This window comes from Variovorax sp. 01T432 (assembly GCF_056398605.1).
Genome location: NZ_JBFTPS010000022.1, coordinates 16,783 through 36,728 on the forward strand (window position 1 = coordinate 16,783; position 19,946 = coordinate 36,728).

Here is a 19,946-nt window from a genome sequence, read left to right on the forward strand (position 1 = left end):
GAATAACTCCAATCAGCCTGCCTCACAACTTGGTGTCGGGGCTTAGGATCGCGGCGCTAACGTGCGTCTCGCCAGACTTCCCTCTCTTATATTGAGCACTCACCGAATGTCGATACACCAGCTACAACTTCGTCCCATCGATGACCTTCGCACCGAGAAGTTCTTCGTTCCCGCCTATCAGCGCGGCTATCGCTGGACCCGCAGGCAGGTCACGGAACTGTTAGAGGACGTGTGGGACTTTGTTCGAATGGGTGGGAAAGGAAAGGGACAGTTCTATTGTCTGCAGCCAGTTGTCGTGGCACCCGGTGAAGATGGCTCATGGGAGGTGGTCGATGGTCAGCAACGGCTCACAACTTTGTATTTGATCCTGTACCACTTCAACGGCCGCTTCCAGGAGTCGTACCAAAAGGAGCTTTACTCGATCCAGTACGCGACCCGTCCTGCGAGTGCTGAATTCTTGCGCAATCTTCAGCCGCAACGGGCCAACGAGAACATCGACTTCTTTCACATGTCGCAGGCCCGCGACGCGATTGAAGATTGGTTCAAAGACAAGTCAAGCAAGATAAACGACATTGAGTCTGCCTTTTTGAACGACGTCAAAGTGATTTGGTACGAGATCGATAGGGCCAAGCCCATGGAGGTCTTCCAAAGGCTCAACATCGGCAAGATTCCGCTGACTGACGCCGAGCTAGTCAAGGCGTTGTTTCTGCGATCAAGCAATTTCGAAGGAGAGGGGCTTCGGGCCCTTCAGCTTCGGCAATTGCAGATCGCGCACGAGTGGGACGCAATTGAGCGCCGTCTTCAAGAGGATGACTTCTGGTACTTCCTGACCAACGCTGAACGGGAGGCCAACCGCATCGAGTTCTTGCTCAAGCTCTCCTCGGATCGCCTGAAGCCAGCTTCGCCCGGATCGAATGAACCATCTGTTTTTCACGCTTTTGCGCAACGATTGTCTGAGCCAGATGCTCGTGCCTGGTCAGAGTGGGAGACTGTGAAGCGCCTATTCCTGACCATGGAGGAATGGTTCCGAGACGGTACGCTGTACCACTTGATCGGTTTCTTGGCGAGTCAGGAGGCGACCGAGCCACATCGAGGTATTGCAACCGTGAGTCGTGTGGCGGACGAGGCGCAGAGCAAGCGCGCCTTCCGGCGCGAATTGAAGTCCGAGATCTTCAGGCGCGTCTTTCGCCGATCCCGCGATGCAGTAGCGCCGACCGGTGCCGAGTTGCATGAATTCTTGAGGGCCGAGCTTGATGGCCTGGACTACGGCTCGGACAAAGTTCAAATCCGCAATGTTCTGCTGTTGTTCAATCTAGCGTCCCTGATGGAGAGCGAGTCGCATGCGCGCTTTCCGTTCGGCGCTTACAAGAGGGAGCGATGGGACATCGAGCATATCCGCTCTGTTCAGTCTCGAATGCCGCAGCGCCCGGATGAACAGAAGCGGTGGCTCGACAACGTTCTCAAGCACCTTGGTGTTGAAGCGTCGCTAATCGACGAGGCCGATGGGGCCGGGTACAGGTCGCAGGAGCGCGATTCCCTGACGAAGACAGCGCGAGCGTTGCTGGCCGCCGAGAAGCTCGACACCGAAGCATTTGCGCGGTTCTTCAAGAGCGTGCAAGACCTCTACGACCCGTTCCATGATATCGACGTGGACAACAGCATTGGTAACCTGACACTGCTCGACTTCGGCACCAATCGAGGCTACGGCAACGCTATCTTTCCGATCAAGCGCAGGACGATCATTGCCTTAGACAAGGTAGGCAAGTTCGTACCGCTCTGCACGAAGAATGTGTTTCTCAAGTACTACAGCACGAGGATCGACCGTATGTTTGTCTGGTCCAAGGAAGATGTCGACACATATGCGGCGTCCATTGCCGATTGTCTGATGCGCTTCTTCGCTGAAGGAGAAGCGGCATGAGCCAGGGTAAACAGCACACCTTTGTCAGTCTCCTTGACGACGTGGACGTGATCGAGATCCCCGTGATCCAGCGGGATTACGCGCAAGGGCGAGCGCTGGCACGAGATATACGCGACAGCTTTCTCCTAGCCATCAGCAGGGCAATCGACGGACAAGGAGCGGCCCTCGATCTCGACTTCGTCTATGGCAGCGTAGTGAACGAAGGGCTACGCACGCTGTCGGTGCTCGACGGTCAGCAGCGCCTCACAACGCTTTTCCTGCTGCATTGGTATCTGGCAGCGCGGGACGGCGAATTGGAAGATTTCAGACATCGGTGGACTGTGACCGGGGAGGGACGTTCTCGGTTCACCTATTCGACCCGCCCTAGCGCGGCGGAGTTCTTTCAGGCGCTGATCATCAATGAGTTCGACGTTCCCACTCTAGATGACAGGGTCAGCATCGCCGATCTGATGGGTGACTCGAAATGGTTCTTCGATGCCTGGGGTCGCGATCCAACCGTTCGCTCCTGTTTGGTGATGCTCGACGCAATCCATGAGAAGTTCGCAAGCCAGACAGGCCTGTACCAAGAAATGATTCGAGGAAGGAGGGTGACCTTCCATTACCTGGACCTCAAGGACTTTGGGCTTTCCGATGAGCTTTATATCAAGATGAATGCGCGGGGCAAGGGTCTGACGCCTTTTGAGAACTTCAAGGCATGGACCGTCGAGCGGATCGCGGGTGAAGCCTGGTCTGGCGACTTCGCATTGAAGCTTGACCAGCAATGGATCGATTTTTTTTGGACGCTGGCGGGCAGAGACGGTCGAGACAGCTTTGATCAGTTGTTCCTACGCTTCTTCTACGTTGCCGCGTACTTCGAAGCATGTCGACGCGTTGATGGGTACTGGACGTCAAAGAATGCAGACCGCGATTGGATCCAGCGGCTTCGCGACTCGCGGGGCGCTGTTCCCCTCAGGGAATTCGAGACGAATGCCTCTCTCAAGGCGGCAGAGTTCGCGGAACTTGGCGGTGTTCTGGACTATCTGAGCGGAGAGCGCAGAGAAGCACTCGCTCATACCGTCCAATCGGCTTTGTCGCCCAGGGCGGACTATTACGATTTACTTCGACTCTATGCCATCGTGGCTTTCGTGCGATCTCTGGACGTCAGGAAATTGCACAAGGTTGATCATGAGGTTTGCTTTCGGCGGTGGTCACGGGTGACCGAAAACTTGATCAGGAACGCCCGTATCGATGATCCCAGCGCCGCCGTCGCAGCCGTCAAGGGGCTCACGACATTGGCGACGCACGCGGCGTCTCTTTATCAGATGCTCGCGACGGAAGCGCCGGCCGGCCTTGGGTTTGCCCGGGATCAAGTCGAAGAGGAGTGCCAGAAGGCGGCGCTGATCCTGCGGGACGGAGAATGGGAGAGCCTGTTCACGGTCGCAGAGTCACACTGGTACTTGCAAGGTCGTGTGCGCTTTCTAATAAGGTTGAGTGCAACGAATTCGGTAGAGGCAGACAAGGACCAGTTTCGGAGATATTCAGCCGCCGCAAGGAGAGTTCTGACGCCAAGTATCCTGGAATCGAACGAGTTCCTATTGCAGCGCGCTCTGCTTTCCTTGTATGACTTCCTTCCGACAGCGGGTGGTGGGAATCACACGTTTTGTATTCCCAATGCCACTGCATACCGCGATCGTCAGGAGAACTGGCTGCCGGTCATAGAGTCCCCCCAATTCCGGCAACTTCTTGACGCTATTGGAGACGATGTGCCGAAGTCGCTCAGGCAACTTATCGACGCAAGCGGCGCTTCTGGCTGGCGCGCACTGCTGGTGAACGATCCGGGCTTATTTAAGTACTGTGGAGCGCGGCTGATCAGGAAGGCTGGTGCCAATATCTTCCTGTTATCGAAATTGCGTCTGTCCGGGTACTTTGTAGAAGCCCGAAGCTATGCTCTCTATCTGGAACTTGCACGACGGCACGACGTCGGCAAACTACAGGAGGTGAGCGCCATCGAGTACCAGGCCGTGTATGGCGACTCCTACCCGACACTTCGCTTCCGAACAGATGCCGCGTACTCGGTGAGTCATTGCAATGGACAATGGCGCTGCGTGCGTGACGATCAGGGAGCCGCTGAGATGCCCCAGTGGATTGCTCAGATAGCGATGGACTACTCGTGAAGGGCACCCGCGGTGGCAGTATCGGAATCAGGAATGGCGAGCGGTTCGAAGCGCTTCTACGTCGGTATGGTCAACTATGGGATGCACATCTCCGTCATTCTTCTTGCGCGATTCACCAGCGGGATCGCGAGTTTTCACTGCTCATCCGATATTTCCGTCGACCTCAAACCCCGACTTTCCAATCCCAAAGCTTAGGGCAGCACCAGCGATTGGACGGGCCCCTTCAACGCGCCTTCCAGCCTGACCATGCGGTCGACCATCCAGGTCTGAATCTCTTCCCACTCCGATTCAGGCGATTTCCAGCCGCCGCCATTGCGGTCGACGGAGATGCGGCTGCCCGAGCGCTGGGGCAGAGCATTCCAGTCCAGCGATTCGCCAAACGAGGCTTCGATTGCTGCGCGCTGCTGCTCGAGGGACTGGAAGGCTGCGTCGTTCTTGGCCTCGTCGTTCCCGCCTGGCCTGACAAAGCACTCTACGCGGGCACGGTCGCCGGTGAGCGAGACTTGCGGAATAAACCCTGCGCGCCCGATGCCGGCCGCCAAGAGGTGACTCTTTAGCGGGCTGCGATTCTTGAACATCTCGGTACGGGTGTTGGCTTTCTTCAAAAAACCGCTCCAAAACCGAAGGAAGATTTCTTCCTTGTTGCCTGCGCTTCTCTCCTCTGCGCGCTCTTTTTCCTGGTTCTTTTCGCGAATCCTGATTTCGTAGTCTGCGGTCTCGGGCAGGGGAATGATTTGGGTGGCGTCGATCAGTAGTTTGCCATCGAAACTGTAGGGCCGCAGTCGCACGCAGCGCACATCCAGCCCTCGCTTGTTCAGCCATAGAGCAGTCGTCGTGATTTCAGTCGAAAAATCTGCTGCCGCCAAGATGATCCGCACGTTGGCGTCGGGCTGAAAGCCATCGAGCGAATCCAGATCCAAAAACTCCATGAGCGCATTGCGCGCCGCCGTCTCTGGTTCGGGGACCGTAAGCAGGCGAACCAGCGCCGACAAGGCCTGTTCCGTGGTCATGCTGGACACCATTGCCGCGTAGCGCACGGCCTGCAGGTCCATGTGGCCTCCGTCGTCGGTGCGCTTGATCTCCACCACCACGAGACGGCCCTGCCGGTCTAGGCACAGCAAGTCGATACGGCGGTTACTATCCACCCAGTCGCCATATTCCTCGGCCAGCACGAGCAGGTCATCGCCCAGGGGCGAGATATCCACGCGAAGCATTTGCTGTAGATGCCTGCGCTCTAATATGGACTCGCTTGCAAACGTTGTGGGAGCGATAGGGGTCATTTTTGCTGAGGCAACTGCATACAGAGTCATGGTTGGTGATCTTTCAATGGTTCTTGTGTATCAGATATCTAGCTTTGCATCCCCACACCTCGGGCATCAATCTTTCCGGTTGCGGCTGCGAAGATCAGGTCAGTACAGCGCTTTTGAAACTCAATGATGTTCAGCCCAGCAACGAATTGCTGGTTGATCACCCGGAATTTGGTGCCTGGTGCCCCATGCCATTCCGCTAAATGAAACTCCCGGCTTGCCGAGAGTACACCTTGTCCCCTGTAATGCTCTCAAGGAATTGCTGAGGCAGCAGGCGCTCCGCCACATTCAACGCGGTTCGAATTAGTACCAAGTGCTGATCCCAGTCGCCACCTTCGACACGTCGCCACGCGCTCGGCATGTAGCGAACCAAGATCGACAAGGCGTACAAGATGGACACTGAGATTGCCCGATGTTCGGACACGCCGGCAAGCACCGGAAGGATGAGCGCGTTGCCCTCAAGAAACGGGCTGCGATGGAGCGGCAGCACCTCATGCCAATGTCGAGCATAAGGATGATCCACTCGTGCTCTGAAGCAATTTCCTTCTACGCCTTCTGTTTGGATCTCAGTTAGCTCAGCAATAGGCCAACGATTCGTATGTAGCCTGTTACCGGAGAGCCTGCCCGAACGGTCGATGAATAGCACATAGCTACTCCCCACCCCGTGCTGACCAAGCGTGAAATTTGAATCCATGTCAGGAGTCGACATGACCCACGATGGCTCACGTTCATAAACCTCGAGAAACATGTCTCCTAGCTCCGGCAGCGTTGAAAGTAGATCGGCAAGCGTCGTCGCGGTGCCGGCCTTCAGCTTGTGAAGGTCACTTGGCGTCTTGGGCTTCGTCCTCGGATAGCTGCTCGTGTCGTAACCTAAGAAACTCGTCCACCGAGGAAAAAATCCAGTGGCCAGAACGCCAATTGTGAGTCCTCCAAAGTCATCGGTCGTTGATGGCACTGTAAACAGACCGTGTCCTTGCTTCGTCATCCCTTCAACTTCATCGAGGTCCATTGGACCGGTCGGTGAAGCCAACATTTCTGCGAAGGCAAGAGCAAGCGATCCATAGTACAGGCTCAGAATTCGCTTGTTCATGCTCTCGTGCGGAACGCCGCGAAAATAGTCCGTCGCGCTTCTGACGTTGAAGGCTACGCCCATTGCTTTCGTCTCGACCTGGGCCTCCGTGAGTTCGATCGAAGCCCGCAGGGCTCTGCGCCGAACCAGCTTTTCGGCCAACTTGACACTAGCCAGTAGGCTTAGATGTGACCAGACACCATCCGCCGGATGCTCTGCAGTTATGTTGCGGATAGCTCCGGGTGGCGGCACCGTGGAACGGGTGGGTACCGCCGGCGCAAGTTGCTTGTTCCAATCTATGACCAGAGGGAAAAAGTCATCAATGGGCGCAACGGGAGTGGATATGCCGTAGGCGAAGCTTGCGAGCCGGTACAAGGCGCCGTTTGTGAAAATGTGGCTAACCTCTCTTTCCAAGTCCCGGTAGTGCTTGTTGTCTGTTGCTGATGTGTACATCAGTGCGACCTTGTGATCGATTCCCTGTTTGCTCGCCAAGATAATCAGATATTCGCCGTTCTCCATTTCGGCTGTGATGCCGGCGGTCCAGCCATGTGTGCGAAGCGGCTTCAACATCTGTTGTTCGGCTGCCCTTCGGAGAATATCCATCCGCAATTCGACACCGGTACCACTCATTGCTGCAGCTCCTCAAAGGTGGTTAGAGCGTACATCCGGGCGAAAAAAAGGTGTCGTGCGCATTCACCTTGAGGGAGGCTCTGTTGCCCAAGGTTCGCATTCATCATGATCAGTACATCACCGGCCTCTAGGCGAGCTGTCATGTGTGAGTCTCCTGCGGCCTCGTTCGAGCTTACCGACAACGCAGCGCAAACTGCCGATCCCTCGCCCGCTTCCTTTCGTCCCTGAGCCGGTCCTGCTCACTACCCGAGAGCGGCTGTCGAGTAAGAGCATCGAGCGCTGCAATCCGCGATTCCAGCAAACGGCACTCCAACACGGAAGTGTCGATGTTCATCGCCACGCGACGCTCGTGCGTCGCCACTTCCTGCGCAACCGCGCTGTTCTCCCGCATCGATGCCTCGCGAGCGTGGGGGCTCATGCCATCGGCCAGGTTGATATCCGGCTGCACGGCCACCGCCATGGCGCGCGTTCCGGTGGGGCAGGGGCCGTCGGAGTAAGACGCCGCGCCTGTTCTCGTCACGCACTTGCTGAAGCGCTGAACACGAAGCCCCGGCACGGGCTGAAACGCGGAGGCATCTGGCGCGGCGGCGGGCGTCGCAGGCGCGATGCGCGCCGGTGGCATGGGCGCGGATGCGCCCTGCGGCGCCGGAGCCCCTCCACGATCAGGCCAAGCCAGCCACCCCCGCGCCAGCGCGAACCCCGCGAGCAAGACCGCGAGCACGAGCGCCAGCAGCAGCACCCGGTTGGATGAGGCCGCCGGCCGCAAGCCGCGCTCCCAGGCCGTCAGGGGCTCGCGGCGTTCGTTCATCGAGGGGTCGTGGGGGTCATCCAGGCGCATGGTCACGCGAATGTCGGCCATGACCGCGCCGTCCACGGCCGGCTGGCCGCATCCGCGCATGCGCTTTCGTGATGAATTGCATGTTCACCCGCCGCATCGGCACGCCTTGCGCTGTTGCAGGGGGCGGATGCCCACGCTTCCCGCCATCACCGCACCTGAAGCTCAATCAAGCGTAGCGCCAGAATCCCGAATCACCTCGGCCCACTTGTCGGTATCCGAACGGATCCGCGCAGCAGACTCCGCCGGCGTCGACGCGTCCGCCGCCAGCATGCTTGGTAGAGCGCACGGAAGGCAGCTTCGATGACGGCAGTCTCAGTGTCGGCGCAGGTCACCGCGCACTTGCACCTTCAGGTGGCGCCTGGGGCACGCGCCACGCTGCCGACCGACTGCAATCGCTGTCTCTATTGCTTCTGGGCTTCAGGTCCGTAGAAGAAATTGGCTGTCGCACCGCCGTCGATCAGGAAATCGCTGCCGGTGATGAAGCCACCCTCCGGCCCCATGATCAGCGCGGCGAGCGCGGCAATCTCGTCTGGTGTGCCGGCGCGGCCAGCGGGCATCTTCTTCAGCATCCCCTGGTAGAAGGCCGCACGCTCGCCGTAGAGTTCGTCGCGCGCCAAAGGTGTGACGATGATGCCGGGGCTGATCGCGTTGATGCGCGCTCCGCGCTTCGCCCACCGGATCGCCTCGCCTCGCACCCGAAGGGAATTGCAGCGCTTGGACATCTGGTAGGCATGCAGCGTGTCCCTGACCCCCTTGACGAAGTCGAGCGACAGCAGATCTTCAGCGGCCGCGGTTGCAAGCAGCGCATCCTGCTCGGCACTCAGGGCCGGCATGCGATAGCCCGACTGCGAGGAGATCACGACGCCCGATCCACCCTCTGCCATGACCTGGCCAAACTCCTCGAGAAGCATCGCCGTCCCATACAGGTCGACTTTCAGAATGGCTTCGATAGGCGCCTGGCTCGGCGATACACCAGCCGCCTGGATCAGCGCCTTGATCGGCCCGAGTTCCCTGGCCTTGCGGACCACAGCTTGCACCATGCCACGGTCCGACACATCGGCCTGCATGGCCGTGACCTCGAAGCCGGCGTTCTCCAGCACCTTCGCGGCTTCGTCAGCCGAGCTCTGCGTGTGGTTGGCGACCAGGATGTGACGTCCCTGACTGACGCGGCGGGCGATGGCCTGGCCGATGCCGCCTGCGCCGATGACGACGGAGAGTTCCTTCATTTCATTGTTCCTTCATCAAATCTGGTTGCCGCGCCGCGTCACACGCGCAACAGCGTCTTGATCGCCCGGCGTTCGTCCATGGCCTTGTAGCCCTCGGCGACGTCGGCCAAGGGTATCTGCAGATCGAACACCTTGCCGGGGTTGATCTTGCGGCTCATGATCAGCTCGATCAGGTGCGGCAGGAAGCGCCGCACCGGGGCCGGGACGCCGAGCATGCCGGTCTGTGAGAAGAAGAGCTTCTGCCCGTCGAGCTGCACGCCGTGCGGCACCCCGACGTAGCCGATCATCGATCCCGGCCGGGCGATGGCCAAGGCCTGCTGCATGGACTCGTTGGTGCCAACGCACTCCAGCACGGCGTCGGCGCCGATCTGGTCGGTGAGCGCCTTGACCTTGGCCACGCCATCGTCCCCGCGCTCGGCCACGATGTCGGTCGCACCGTATTCAAGTGCCAGTTCCTGCGCGTTCCCTTGGGGTGTCGCATGGGTGAACGGCCACTGTAGCCGCCGGGATGTCAGGGAACAAGGCGCGGAATGCTTGCGTCAGCCGCAAGGGCTGCTTGCGAATGGGGAGGGTGGGCCGGCGGAATCAGGTTCTTGACCCGGCCCCAAGTGTCTTGCCAAAGAAGTTCGCGACCGCTGCGTTGAAGCTGGCGTGAAATGCGGCTCGGTCGAACCCCGTGGCACTGGTGCAGATGGCTGGCGCAATCGCCACCAGCCCGCTGCTGCAAGGGGCCAGAAAGTCGAAATGTCCGGCATTGGAAACCACGTGATAGTCGGGTGCCTGCGGCAGCGCGAGCCGAACAGCTTCGGCGTAGCGCGGATGCGGAACAATGACATCGTTTTCGGCGCGCCAAAGCTGAACGGGCACCTTGACGTTCTTGAGCCCATCCGGACTGAACGTGAATCCGAGCGCGGGTGCCGCCACGACTGCGGCCTTGATGCGAGGGTCGACCGCGCCCATGACCGCCGATCTCGGGAGTGCCGCCGCATTGCTTCCGCTCTTCGCAACAAGTTGGCACGCATAGTCGCCGGGATACTGAGCGCACATCGGCCCGACCTTCGAAAAATCAGGCACCCCACCGATGCTCGCCAGCGCCGTGAAGCCACCGGATGAGAAGCCGAATATGCCGATGCGCGCCGGGTCGATCGTGGCCTTGCCATCCCAAGTCGAGAGCATGTGGTCAATGGCCCGGCTGATGTGGCGTGGCCGGTCCATGACATCGAGGCTGCGGCTCTGGTCTGCATAGTTGTCGCCCGTGTGGGTGACGGCCACAACCACGAAACCGCCGTCGGCCAGCGCAATGGCCGTGTCGAAATGACTGAGGGACGAGCCGCCGTTTCCATGCGATATGACCACCAGCGGCAGACCCTTGCCTTGTATGGGGGCGTTGACCGCAACGCTCATCGTCGTCGGCCCCATCGATATTGGCGTGGCGGTGGCCAGGCTCGGGTACCAGATGCCGATCTCCAGTGGCTTGCCATCGGGATCAGCGGCAATCCCGCGTTGAAAGCCGGCGGCATGGACGCAGGTGCCGGCGAGCGTGATGGCGAGGAGGGTGACCGCGGAGAGTAGTTTGGATGTGAGTGTTTTCATGGTGGTGGGCTTCATCAGTGCGGATGTCGTCGGCGATTGTCTGCACGGCCTTGCAGACGGTCTTGTGCCTTGCGACGAAATGCGGATTCGATTCGCCAAGCGCCTGTGGCCGACGCGGGATGAAGCGAATGGCGATGTTGACCTCGGTCGCGATGCGCTGCACGGACGCGACGCGGAGGCTCGCGCGCACATGGCCACGTTCATCGCCACGCTGCGCGACCCCTGCTTCGCCCCTTGTGCTGGAACGCGGTCGGCGATTGCCCGGTGGTGGCCTTGAACATCGCGCAGAAGGCGCTGTCCGTCGCATAGCCGCTGGCCGAGGCGACCTGGCCCACAGGCATGCCGCGCGCGAGCAGGGGCAGGGCGTGCGCCAGCACTGCTTGCTGGCGCCATTGCTGCCAACTCATGCCGAGTTGCTCGCGAAAGAGACGCGCCACGGTCCGCCCGCTTGCGCCGATGGCGCGGGCGCGCTCGGCCAGGGTGGCGCGGTCGGCCGGGTTGTGCAGCAACGCTTCGCAGAGCTGGCGCAGGCGTTTGTCGGCAGGCAGTGGCACTTCGATGCGGCTCTGCGTCGCGCGTTTGAGTTCGTCTTGCAACCCCCACCTGCCAGAGGTCAGGCAAGCCGCCGCCGGAGTTCGGCCGGTCATCGATCACCACCATGTGCGAGAACAGGTCCTGCGGCAGTTCGCTTCCGCATGCGAAGCTCGGCCGGTCCGAAAGTCCGACCTGCAGGCCGATCAAGGGCACCGACCCGCGCTCGCGCTCGGGCGTCAGGATCTCGGCCTGCTCGATGCCGGTGCTGTCCGCCAGGCGGTCGCCCCATGCCACCTTGCCGTCCTAGTACTGCCCCACAACGCCTTTGCCAGTTCCCTGAGCCGCGTCAGGATGTTTTGCCCTTCCGCCGTCTCCGGGTAGTTGTCGCCCAGCGCCCGGGCGCTTCAATGCTCCGGCGGCTTGACGTCGAACGCAATCCGTCCCGCGGGCAGGAACGTGAGCGAGATGACGGCGCCGCCCTTGGCTTCCGGAAAGTGGTGGCTTCCCGGCCCCGGTGCCGTCCAGCCGCCATGGCACCAGCCGTTCGGACCCGCGAGCGCGGCGCCTTCATCGAGGGGTACCACGAGGTTGATCTCGCCGTACGGGTGCGAGTGGTAGCCGCCACGAAAGCTGCCCTCGTGGTTGTTCTGGGTGTTGTCCGTGCTGTCCATCAGCACCGCCGTGACGCTGAAGAAGAAGGTCTCCGCGTAGGGCACGACGACCTGGGAGCGACGGTAGCGCGGGCCGCCGATTTCGACGTCGGCCGCCCAGCCCTCGTTCACGCCGAGTTGCGACCCTGGGAATTCTTGCCATACGCGCGCACGAACGTCGTGACGGCGGCCTCGGCCCATTGATCGCGTTGCGCGGCGGATGGCACCGAGCCGGGATGAGTCAGGCATTGCATCTGCAGTTCACCCCTCACCAGGTTGGCGAACAGGCTCGCGGCGATGTCGCGCCCCACGACGCTGAAGTCGATCTCGCCGTTCTGCGCGGCTTCGTCCAGGTGGTCGGCCACGATGCCGATGAAGGCTTGCGGGCCCGCAAGGTAGAACTTGCGCGCCAGTTCCGGAAAGCGCGGCGCTTCGGCCACGACCACGCGAAACAGATCCAGCGCCGATGGCGCCAGCACGATGTCGAGATAGGACTTGGCCAGCGATATCAGCACGTCGCGCAGCCGCGTCGAGGGGAACTTGAGCTCTCGAACGCTGCCGAGGAATTTCTCGCACTCGGCCTCGATGACCGCGATGAACAGGGACTCCTTCGTCGCGTAGCGGGCGTAGACGGTCGCCTTCGACACGGCGGCGGCCTGCTGAATCATGTCGGTCGTCGCCGCGCTGAACCCGTGATTCAGAAAGATCGTTCTCGCGCCGGCCAGAACCGCCGCCACCTTCGCCGCCGAGACGGGCTGGCGCTGCGGGGGGGCCGACTTCTCGTCGGCCAGCAACTCGCCCCGCAAAACGGCCTTGACGGGAAACACCTTGCCTTGTGATTTGGACATGACACCATCATAAGTGAAGAAACCGTTCGGTTCAAAATACCTGCGATGCGTGGAGGTGAAACCCGATATTCAGCCGATGGGATATTGCGCTGACCTACAATACCGTTCGGTTCAATAAATCGGAGATTTGCATGTGGCTTCGACTGAAGACGCCGCGTACCGCGATGAAGCGGACATGGCAGCGCCGCGGCCTGTGCGCGGCTGCGGCTTGCTTGCTGGGTGCGTGCGCGCAGATTCCCGATCTCGGCACGCCTGTGCAGCCCCGCGCGCCGGAGACTTTCGCATCGGGCCAGAGCTTCGCGGCGCCCCGCGGTGACTGGCCCACGGTGGAGTGGTGGCGCGCCTATCACGACGCGCAGCTCGACAAGCTGGTGAATGAGGCGCTGGAACGGGCGCCGACGCTGGCGCAAGCGGCGGCACGCCTGCGAGAAGCCGAGTCCCGCGCCGGGCTGGCGGAAGCCGCGCGTTCGCCCAGCGTGGGTCTGAACGCCGCCATCCAGGAAGAGAAGCTCACCTACAGGGGCATCATCCCCGCGAATGCCGTGCCCAGGGGCTGGAACGATTTCGGGCGCGTGACGCTGGACTTCTCGTGGGAGCTCGACTTCTGGGGCAAGAATCGCGGCGCGATCGATGCCGCGGTCTCCGAAGTCCGGGCCGCGACGGCGGAGGGCGCGGCCGCGCGTGTTCTGCTGGCGACGAGCGTCGCGCAGGCCTACGTTCAGCTGCAGGGACTGTTCGTTCAATGCGAGCTTGCGCAAGAGGCGGCGAGCAACCGGCAGGCCTCGGAGCATCTGGTTCGCCGCCGGCTTGACGAAGGTCTGGAGACGCAGGCCACTCTCGCGCAGGCGAGCGCCCGCACGAGCCAGGCAGCCGCCGAACTTGCCGCGGCCGAGGAACGCGTTGAGCTGGCGCGCAATGCGCTCGCCGCGCTCATGGGGGAGGGGCCCGATCGCGGTCTCGACATCCAGCGTACGGCGTTGTCGGGCCGGCAGCCTTTCGGACTGCCGGCCGCGCTCTCTGCCGATCTGCTCGGCCGCAAGCCGGAGGTCGTCGCCGCGCGGTGGCGCGTCGAAGCCGCGGCGAAGCGCATCGGGGTGGCGAAGACCGCCTTCTACCCGAACGTCAATCTCGTCGCGTTCATCGGCTTCGAATCGCTGGGCCTGAGGAATCTGGGGGCTTCGGGTTCCGACACGGGCGGCATCGGCCCCGCCATCCATCTGCCGATCTTCGACGGCGGCCGGCTGCGCGCCAACTACGGCGCCGCTTACGCGCAGTACGACGCCGCCGTCGCCGTCTACGACGCAACGCTCACGCAGGCACTGCGCGAAACGGCCGATGCCGCGCGCAGCCTGCGGGCGCTGGATGCCCGCCTGACGAACACGCAGGCGGCCCTTGCCAGCGGCGAGAAGGCCTACCGGCTTGCGAAGCGCCGCTACGCGGAGGGCCTGACGGACTTCCAGAGCGTCCTCACGACCGAGGACGCCGTCTTGCAGACACGCCAGGCCGAATCCGACTTGCGCACGCGGGGCGCGTCGCTCGACATCGCCCTGGTCAAGGCGCTGGGCGGTGGCTTCGCCGCCGACCCGCAGACACAAGCAAAGCTGACACCATGAACGCATCCTCCCAAGCCCATTCCCCGTCCATCCCGCAGGCGGCGCCTGCTCCCGGGTCCAGGTCCCGCCGCAAGCGATGGCTGCTCATGTTGGCCCTGGCGGTGCTGCTGGTCGCCATCGGCTTCGGCCTCTGGCAGCTCTTCTTCGCGGGCCGCTCGGTGGAAACCGACAACGCCTACACGGCCGTCGAAGTGACCCAGATCACGCCGCTCGTCAGCGGTCCGGTCAAGCAGGTCAGGGTGGTCGATTCGCAGGCGGTGCATGCGGGCGACGTGCTGGTCGTGCTGGACGACACCGACGCGCAGATCGCCCTGACGCAGGCGGAAGCGGCCCTGGCGCATACCAGGCGGCAGGTCCGGCAGCTCATGGCCAACGACGTGAATCTGGCCGGCCAGCAGGAGCTGCGCGGCGCGGAAAGGCAGGCGGCCGAAGCCGACCTGGCGAGAGCCCGCGCCGCGCTGGACAAGGCCGTCCTCGACGCGCAGCGCCGCCGCAATCTCGTGGCGGAGGGCGCCGTCTCGCAGCAGGACCTGACCGACGCCGAAACCCGTCTGCGCGAAGTCGAAGCGGCGTTCAGACAGGCCGAGGCCCGGATCAATGTCTCCAAGGCTGCCAATGTCGCCGCCGGCGGCGCGCGGCAGGCCAATGCCGCATTGATCGCGGACAGCACGGTCGAGAACCACCCGGACGTCCGGGCCGCCGCCGCGCGTCTGGAGCAGGCGCGAATCGACTGTTCGCGCACCGTGATCCGCGCGCCGGTCGACGGCATCGTCACGCAGAGGGCGGTCGACGTCGGGCAACAGGTGCCGGCGGGCATGCGGCTGATGAGCGTCGTTCCGGTGAGCCAGATCCACGTCGACGCGAATTTCAAGGAAGGCCAGCTGCGCGACGTCAGCCCGGGCCAGCCCGTGCGGCTCACCTCCGACCTCTATGGCGATGACGTGGTCTACGACGGCCGGATCGAGGGCATTGCCGGCGGCTCCGGCGCCGCGTTCTCGGCCATCCCGGCGCAGAACGCGACGGGCAACTGGATCAAGGTCGTGCAACGCCTGCCGGTGCGCATTCGTCTGCGGCCCGAGCAATTGGCGAGCCATCCCTTGCGCGTGGGGCTGTCGATGAAAGTCTCGGTCGATCTCGACGCGGCGAAGCGGAAGTAGCACCATGGAGACGGTCCCGGCCACTCCGCTGACAGGCGGCAAGCTCGTCCTCGCGGCGATCGTGCTGTCGCTCGCGAATTTCATCGTGGTGCTCGACACCACGATCACCAACGTCGCCATGCCGACGATCGCCGGCGATCTCGGTGTGTCGACGACCGAAGGCACATGGATCATCACGGCGTATGCGGTGGCGGAGGCCATCACCGTGCCCTTGACGGGATGGCTGAGCCGGCGCTTTGGCCAGGTGCGGCTGTTCTCGATGTCCGTCGTCGCCTTCGTCCTCTTCTCGATCTGCTGCGGGCTGTCGCGTTCGGTGGGCGCGCTGGTGCTCTTCCGGATCCTGCAGGGGCTCGCCGGCGGGCCGCTCATTCCGCTGTCGTCGACGCTGATGCTGTCGGTGTTCCCGAAGAACAAGGCCAACGTGGCGCTGTCGCTGTGGGGGATGATGACGGTCGTGGCGCCGATCTTCGGCCCGATCCTCGGCGGCCTCATTTCGGACAACGTGAGTTGGCCGTGGGTGTTCTACATCAACATCGGCTTCGGCCTGTTCATCGTCCTGGCGGCGAGGAACGCGCTGCGAAAGTACGAGTCGGTCGTCCAGCGAACGCGCATCGACGGCGTGGGGCTCGCGCTGCTCGTGGTGTTCGTCACCGCCTTCCAGATCGTGATCGACAAGGGTCGGGAACTCGACTGGTTCGAGTCGAACTTCATCATCGGCAGTTCCGTGGTGGCGCTGATCGCGCTGGCGCTGCTGGTGATCTGGGAGCTGACGGACGACGCCCCGGCGCTGGATCTGTCGGTGTTCAAGTCGCGCAACTGGCTTGCGTCCACGGTGTCGCTCAGCCTGATGTTCGGCATCTTCTTCGGCAATATCGTGCTGACGCCGCTCTGGCTGCAACAGCAGATGGGCTACACCGCGACGTGGGCGGGCTACGCCATGGCGCCGATGGGCATCCTCGCCGTCCTCACGGCGCCGATCGTCGGACGGCTGATGCCCAAGGTCGACGCACGCTGGATCGTCAGCGTCGGCATGGCGGTTCTGGCGACGTCCTTCTTCATGCGCGCGCACCTCACGACGCAGGGAGACTACATGTCGGTGGCCTTCCCGATGTTCGTGCTCGGAGCGGGCATTCCGGCCTGCATCATCTGCCTGACCTCTCTCGGCGTGTCCGACCTGCCCGATGACAAGGTGACCAACGGCGCGGGCCTGCAGAACTTCCTGCGCATCATGTCGATGGCGGTCGGGGCGTCTCTCACGCAGACGTATTGGGAGCACATGGCGAAGTTCAACCGCGCCGAGCTCGTCGCGGCCATCGATGCGTCCCAGGTCGGCTCGGTGACCGAGGGCGCGGTCCGTGCCCTGGGCTCCGCGGCAAGCGCCGCGGCACTGTTCTCGCGGCAGATCGACACCCAGGCCGTGATGCTCGCGACGAACGACTTCTATGCGATGGCGACGATCCTGATGCTGGCGACGATCCTCTGCGTGTGGCTCATCAAGCGCCCCAAGGGCCCGTTGAAGACGGTGACGCATTGAAGCGGCGGGCGCGCGCGCCGCGTCGCGGTGGGCGGGGGCTGTCTCTCTACAATCGAAACCCCGAGACCGAACTGAAGCGCACCCCCCCCCCGCTCCGCATGACGCCCACTCTTGAATCGACGGTGCTCTACATCTGCGAGCCCGCGCACCCCCTGATCGACACTGCCATCCTGGCGCAAACCGGTTTCGACCTGCAGGTGGCGCAATTCAGCGCGCTCGACGAGCTGCCGGACCGCGCCTTCGACGTCGCCCTGGTGGTCGTCGACTTCACGCCGCAGTCGCTCGGCTTCATCCAGGACTTCGTCAATGCGCGCCAGCCGAACGCCCTGTGGACGCCCTTGATCGCCTGCTGCCGCACGAGCGCCGACATCGAGGCGGCGCTGGCCATGGGCGTCGACGACTTCCTGCTCGCCATCGATGCCGCCACCCTGCGTTCCCGGCTGAGGGTGATGATTCAGCAGAAGCTGCACAACGACAAGCTCAACGGTATCCTGAACTGCACCTTCGACGGCATCGTCAGCATCGACGACGCCGGCGCCATCCTCAGCTTCAACAAGGCCGCGCAGGACATGTTCGGCTACCAGGCGAGCGACGTGGTCGGGCGCAACGTGACGGTGCTCATGGATGCCACCGACGCCGGCCAGCACGACGGCCACCTGCGGCGCTACCTCACGACGGGCACGGAACACATCATCGGCCGCGGCCGCGAAGTGGTGGGCCGCACCAAGAGCGGCCAGCTCTTCCCGCTGTTCCTCCAGGTGGCCAGCCTGCGCAGCGGGTCGGACCGCCTCTTCGTCGGCATCCTGAAGGACCTCTCGGTGAACGCGCTGGCCAACGCCCTGCGCCACGAGGTCCTGCACGACCCGATGACCGGCATCGCCAGCCGCCGCCGAGTGCTGAGCGTGATGCCCGACTGGATCGCCCGCCATTCGGTGACGCTGGCGCGGCCCTTCGCCATCGTGTTCATCGATCTCGACGGCTTCAAGGCCATCAACGATACCTACGGCCACGCCGCCGGCGATGCCATCCTGAAGGCGGTCGGCCAGCGGCTGCAGGAAGGCGTCGGCCGCGCGGACATCGCCGCGCGCCTGGCCGGCGACGAATTCGTGGTGCTGCTCGACGGCATCGCCAGCCAGGCCGCCGCCGACGAGGCCGCGGCGCGGCTGGTCGAGAAGATCGCCGAGCAGGTCAGCTACGGCGATGTGAGCATCGCCGTCCAGGCGTCGGCGGGCGCCGCGGTCTTCCCGGCCGATGGCTCGACCGCCGAGGAATTGCTGCGCCGCGCGGACACGCTGATGTACACCCGCAAGCAGGGCCGCAAGGCGGCTGTCCCGCCCGCGCGGCTCAACGGCAGCCACGCCTGAGCCCAAGCCCGAAGGGCGCTCGCCGCACCGACGGGCCGCGCCGCGACCGTGTCAGCGATCCGGATCGATCTCGTCGCCACCGCCCTGGCGCTTGTCGACCGCTTGCATGTTCTCCAGGATCTTGAGCAGGTAGTGCAAGGTGTGGGTGATGTCGTTGACGGAGAAGCCCTCGAGCACCTGGGCGTAGTAGCCGTGGATCTTCGGCAACGCCTCGTCCTGCCATACACGCTGCCCCGCTGTCGTCATTGACACCAGGCGCGAGCGGCGGTCGCGCTCGTCAGCCGCGGTCTTGATCCGCCCATCTCGTTCCATGCGGCTGAGCAGACCGGAGAGGTTCTGCCTGCTGACCTTGAGGTAGCGCGCCAGATCGCCCACGCTCATGCCTGCGCCCGCCGCGGGCCGCGAGAGCGCCCCCAGCACCGCCCATTGCTGCGTCGTCAGGCCTTCGGCCTCGACCGCCTTCGTCCCTGTTTTATGCAACATATTGGCGCATTGATACAGGCGGAAGAACACCCGGTTGGCCAGTTCGATCCTTGCAACGTCTTCATGACTCATAGGGTTATCCATGGATTTTTCTTTCTTCGGACGATCTTGCATTCGTGGTTTCAGCCTCGCATAATAAGACAACACATTGACATAAAGACGGCGGCACTCAGGCCGCGACGCGTCAACGATAGCAAGCAAGCTTCAAACCCGACGGAGAACCCGATGCAGAGATTCGAAGGAAGGACAGTGGTGGTCACCGGCGGCGGCGGCGGCATCGGCGGGGCCACCTGCCGTCGTTTCGCTCGGGAAGGTGCCAGGGTCGCGGTGCTCGACCTGAACCTGGAAGCGGCCGAGAAGGTTGCCTGCGCCATCCGCGAAGCGGGCGGGCAGGCGCAGGCATTGCGCTGCGACATCACCGACCGCGCCAGCGTCGACATGGCGGTCGATGCCACGCTGCAGGGGCTGGGCCCGATCGACGTGCTCGTCAACAATGCCGGCTGGGACGTGTTCAAGCCGTTCACCAGGACCGAGCCGGCGCAGTGGGACAAGCTGATCGCCATCAACCTGACCGGCGCGCTGCACATGCACCACGCGGTGCTGCCCGGCATGGCGGCGCGCAAGGCGGGGCGCATCGTCAACATCGCCTCCGATGCGGCGCGGGTCGGCTCCTCGGGCGAAGCGGTTTACGCGGCATGCAAGGGCGGCCTGGTGGCGTTCTCCAAGACCATCGCCCGCGAACATGCGCGCCACGGCATCACGGTCAACGTCGTGTGCCCCGGGCCGACCGACACCGCCCTCTTTGCCGACTACAAGGAAGGCGCGGGCAATCCCGAGAAGCTAATGGAAGCGTTCACGCGTTCCATTCCGCTGGGGCGCATCGGCCAGCCGGACGACCTGCCCGGCGCCATCCTCTTCTTCGCCAGCGACGACGCCGGCTTCGTCACCGGCCAGGTGCTGAGCGTCTCCGGCGGCCTGACCATGAACGGCTGATCGCCTGACGGCCTTCCCGCACACCCCCCAAGGAGA

At 63.0% G+C, this 19,946-nt stretch carries 15 protein-coding genes and 2 pseudogenes; 7 read left to right on the plus strand and 10 right to left on the minus strand.

Annotated elements, in window-relative coordinates:
- Positions 1–106: 106 nt before the first annotated feature.
- On the plus strand, positions 107–1,918 hold the full coding sequence (locus AC1DNF_RS17695; protein WP_478149916.1) for a DUF262 domain-containing protein: 1,812 nt from the start codon (positions 107–109) through the stop codon (positions 1,916–1,918).
- The gene (locus AC1DNF_RS17700) at positions 1,915–4,071 is read left to right on the plus strand and encodes a DUF262 domain-containing protein (protein WP_478149917.1); all 2,157 of its coding nucleotides are present in this window, start codon (positions 1,915–1,917) and stop codon (positions 4,069–4,071) included. Before AC1DNF_RS17695 ends, AC1DNF_RS17700 begins: the two co-directional genes overlap by 4 nt.
- Positions 4,072–4,262: 191 nt before the next feature.
- On the opposite strand, the gene AC1DNF_RS17705 is transcribed toward AC1DNF_RS17700, so the two are convergent.
- The 9 genes and pseudogenes from AC1DNF_RS17705 to AC1DNF_RS17745 all read right to left on the minus strand — a co-directional run bounded on the left by AC1DNF_RS17705 (position 4,263) and on the right by AC1DNF_RS17745 (position 12,766).
- A complete protein-coding gene (locus tag AC1DNF_RS17705) occupies positions 4,263–5,276 on the minus strand; it encodes a DUF4268 domain-containing protein (protein WP_478149918.1) in 1,014 nt (337 codons plus the stop codon).
- A 301-nt stretch (positions 5,277–5,577) separates the two neighbouring features.
- Positions 5,578–7,077 (minus strand): YaaC family protein, encoded by a 1,500-nt coding sequence (locus tag AC1DNF_RS17710; RefSeq protein WP_478149919.1) that lies wholly within the window; start codon positions 7,075–7,077, stop codon positions 5,578–5,580.
- Positions 7,078–7,249: 172 nt separating this feature from the next.
- A complete protein-coding gene (locus AC1DNF_RS17715) occupies positions 7,250–7,975 on the minus strand; it encodes a hypothetical protein (RefSeq protein ID WP_478149920.1) in 726 nt (241 codons plus the stop codon).
- Between the two features lie 341 nt (positions 7,976–8,316).
- Positions 8,317–9,141 carry an SDR family oxidoreductase gene (locus AC1DNF_RS17720; protein ID WP_478149921.1) on the minus strand — a complete coding sequence of 275 codons (825 nt, stop codon included), beginning with the start codon at positions 9,139–9,141 and terminating at the stop codon, positions 8,317–8,319.
- A 38-nt stretch (positions 9,142–9,179) separates the two neighbouring features.
- On the minus strand, positions 9,180–9,656 hold the full coding sequence (locus AC1DNF_RS17725; RefSeq protein WP_478149990.1) for a zinc-binding dehydrogenase: 477 nt from the start codon (positions 9,654–9,656) through the stop codon (positions 9,180–9,182).
- Between the two features lie 70 nt (positions 9,657–9,726).
- Positions 9,727–10,749 (minus strand): alpha/beta hydrolase family protein, encoded by a 1,023-nt coding sequence (locus AC1DNF_RS17730; protein WP_478149922.1) that lies wholly within the window; start codon positions 10,747–10,749, stop codon positions 9,727–9,729.
- Positions 10,750–10,934: 185 nt separating this feature from the next.
- Positions 10,935–11,330 (minus strand): annotated as a pseudogene (locus AC1DNF_RS17735) (helix-turn-helix domain-containing protein); the annotation flags it as partial.
- A 342-nt stretch (positions 11,331–11,672) separates the two neighbouring features.
- Positions 11,673–12,056 (minus strand): annotated as a pseudogene (locus tag AC1DNF_RS17740) (4-hydroxylaminobenzoate lyase); the annotation flags it as partial.
- Positions 12,047–12,766 carry a TetR/AcrR family transcriptional regulator gene (locus AC1DNF_RS17745; protein ID WP_478149923.1) on the minus strand — a complete coding sequence of 240 codons (720 nt, stop codon included), beginning with the start codon at positions 12,764–12,766 and terminating at the stop codon, positions 12,047–12,049. The gene AC1DNF_RS17745 and the pseudogene AC1DNF_RS17740, both read right to left, overlap by 10 nt.
- Before the next feature lie 131 nt (positions 12,767–12,897).
- On the opposite strand from AC1DNF_RS17745, the gene AC1DNF_RS17750 reads away from it, so the two are divergent.
- From AC1DNF_RS17750 to AC1DNF_RS17765, 4 genes are all read left to right on the plus strand, one after another.
- A complete protein-coding gene (locus AC1DNF_RS17750) occupies positions 12,898–14,379 on the plus strand; it encodes an efflux transporter outer membrane subunit (RefSeq protein WP_478149924.1) in 1,482 nt (493 codons plus the stop codon).
- The gene (locus AC1DNF_RS17755; protein WP_478149925.1) at positions 14,376–15,536 is read left to right on the plus strand and encodes an EmrA/EmrK family multidrug efflux transporter periplasmic adaptor subunit; all 1,161 of its coding nucleotides are present in this window, start codon (positions 14,376–14,378) and stop codon (positions 15,534–15,536) included. Before AC1DNF_RS17750 ends, AC1DNF_RS17755 begins: the two co-directional genes overlap by 4 nt.
- 4 nt (positions 15,537–15,540) lie before the next feature.
- Positions 15,541–17,070 carry a DHA2 family efflux MFS transporter permease subunit gene (locus tag AC1DNF_RS17760; protein WP_478149926.1) on the plus strand — a complete coding sequence of 510 codons (1,530 nt, stop codon included), beginning with the start codon at positions 15,541–15,543 and terminating at the stop codon, positions 17,068–17,070.
- 98 nt (positions 17,071–17,168) lie between these two features.
- The gene (locus AC1DNF_RS17765) at positions 17,169–18,434 is read left to right on the plus strand and encodes a diguanylate cyclase domain-containing protein (RefSeq protein WP_478149927.1); all 1,266 of its coding nucleotides are present in this window, start codon (positions 17,169–17,171) and stop codon (positions 18,432–18,434) included.
- Between the two features lie 51 nt (positions 18,435–18,485).
- Here AC1DNF_RS17765 and AC1DNF_RS17770 read toward each other — a convergent pair whose 3' ends face one another.
- A complete protein-coding gene (locus tag AC1DNF_RS17770; protein ID WP_478149991.1) occupies positions 18,486–19,001 on the minus strand; it encodes a MarR family winged helix-turn-helix transcriptional regulator in 516 nt (171 codons plus the stop codon).
- Between the two features lie 141 nt (positions 19,002–19,142).
- Between AC1DNF_RS17770 and badH the strand changes: the two genes are divergently transcribed.
- The gene (badH, locus tag AC1DNF_RS17775) at positions 19,143–19,910 is read left to right on the plus strand and encodes a 2-hydroxycyclohexanecarboxyl-CoA dehydrogenase (RefSeq protein WP_478149928.1); all 768 of its coding nucleotides are present in this window, start codon (positions 19,143–19,145) and stop codon (positions 19,908–19,910) included.
- Positions 19,911–19,946: the final 36 nt, after the last annotated feature.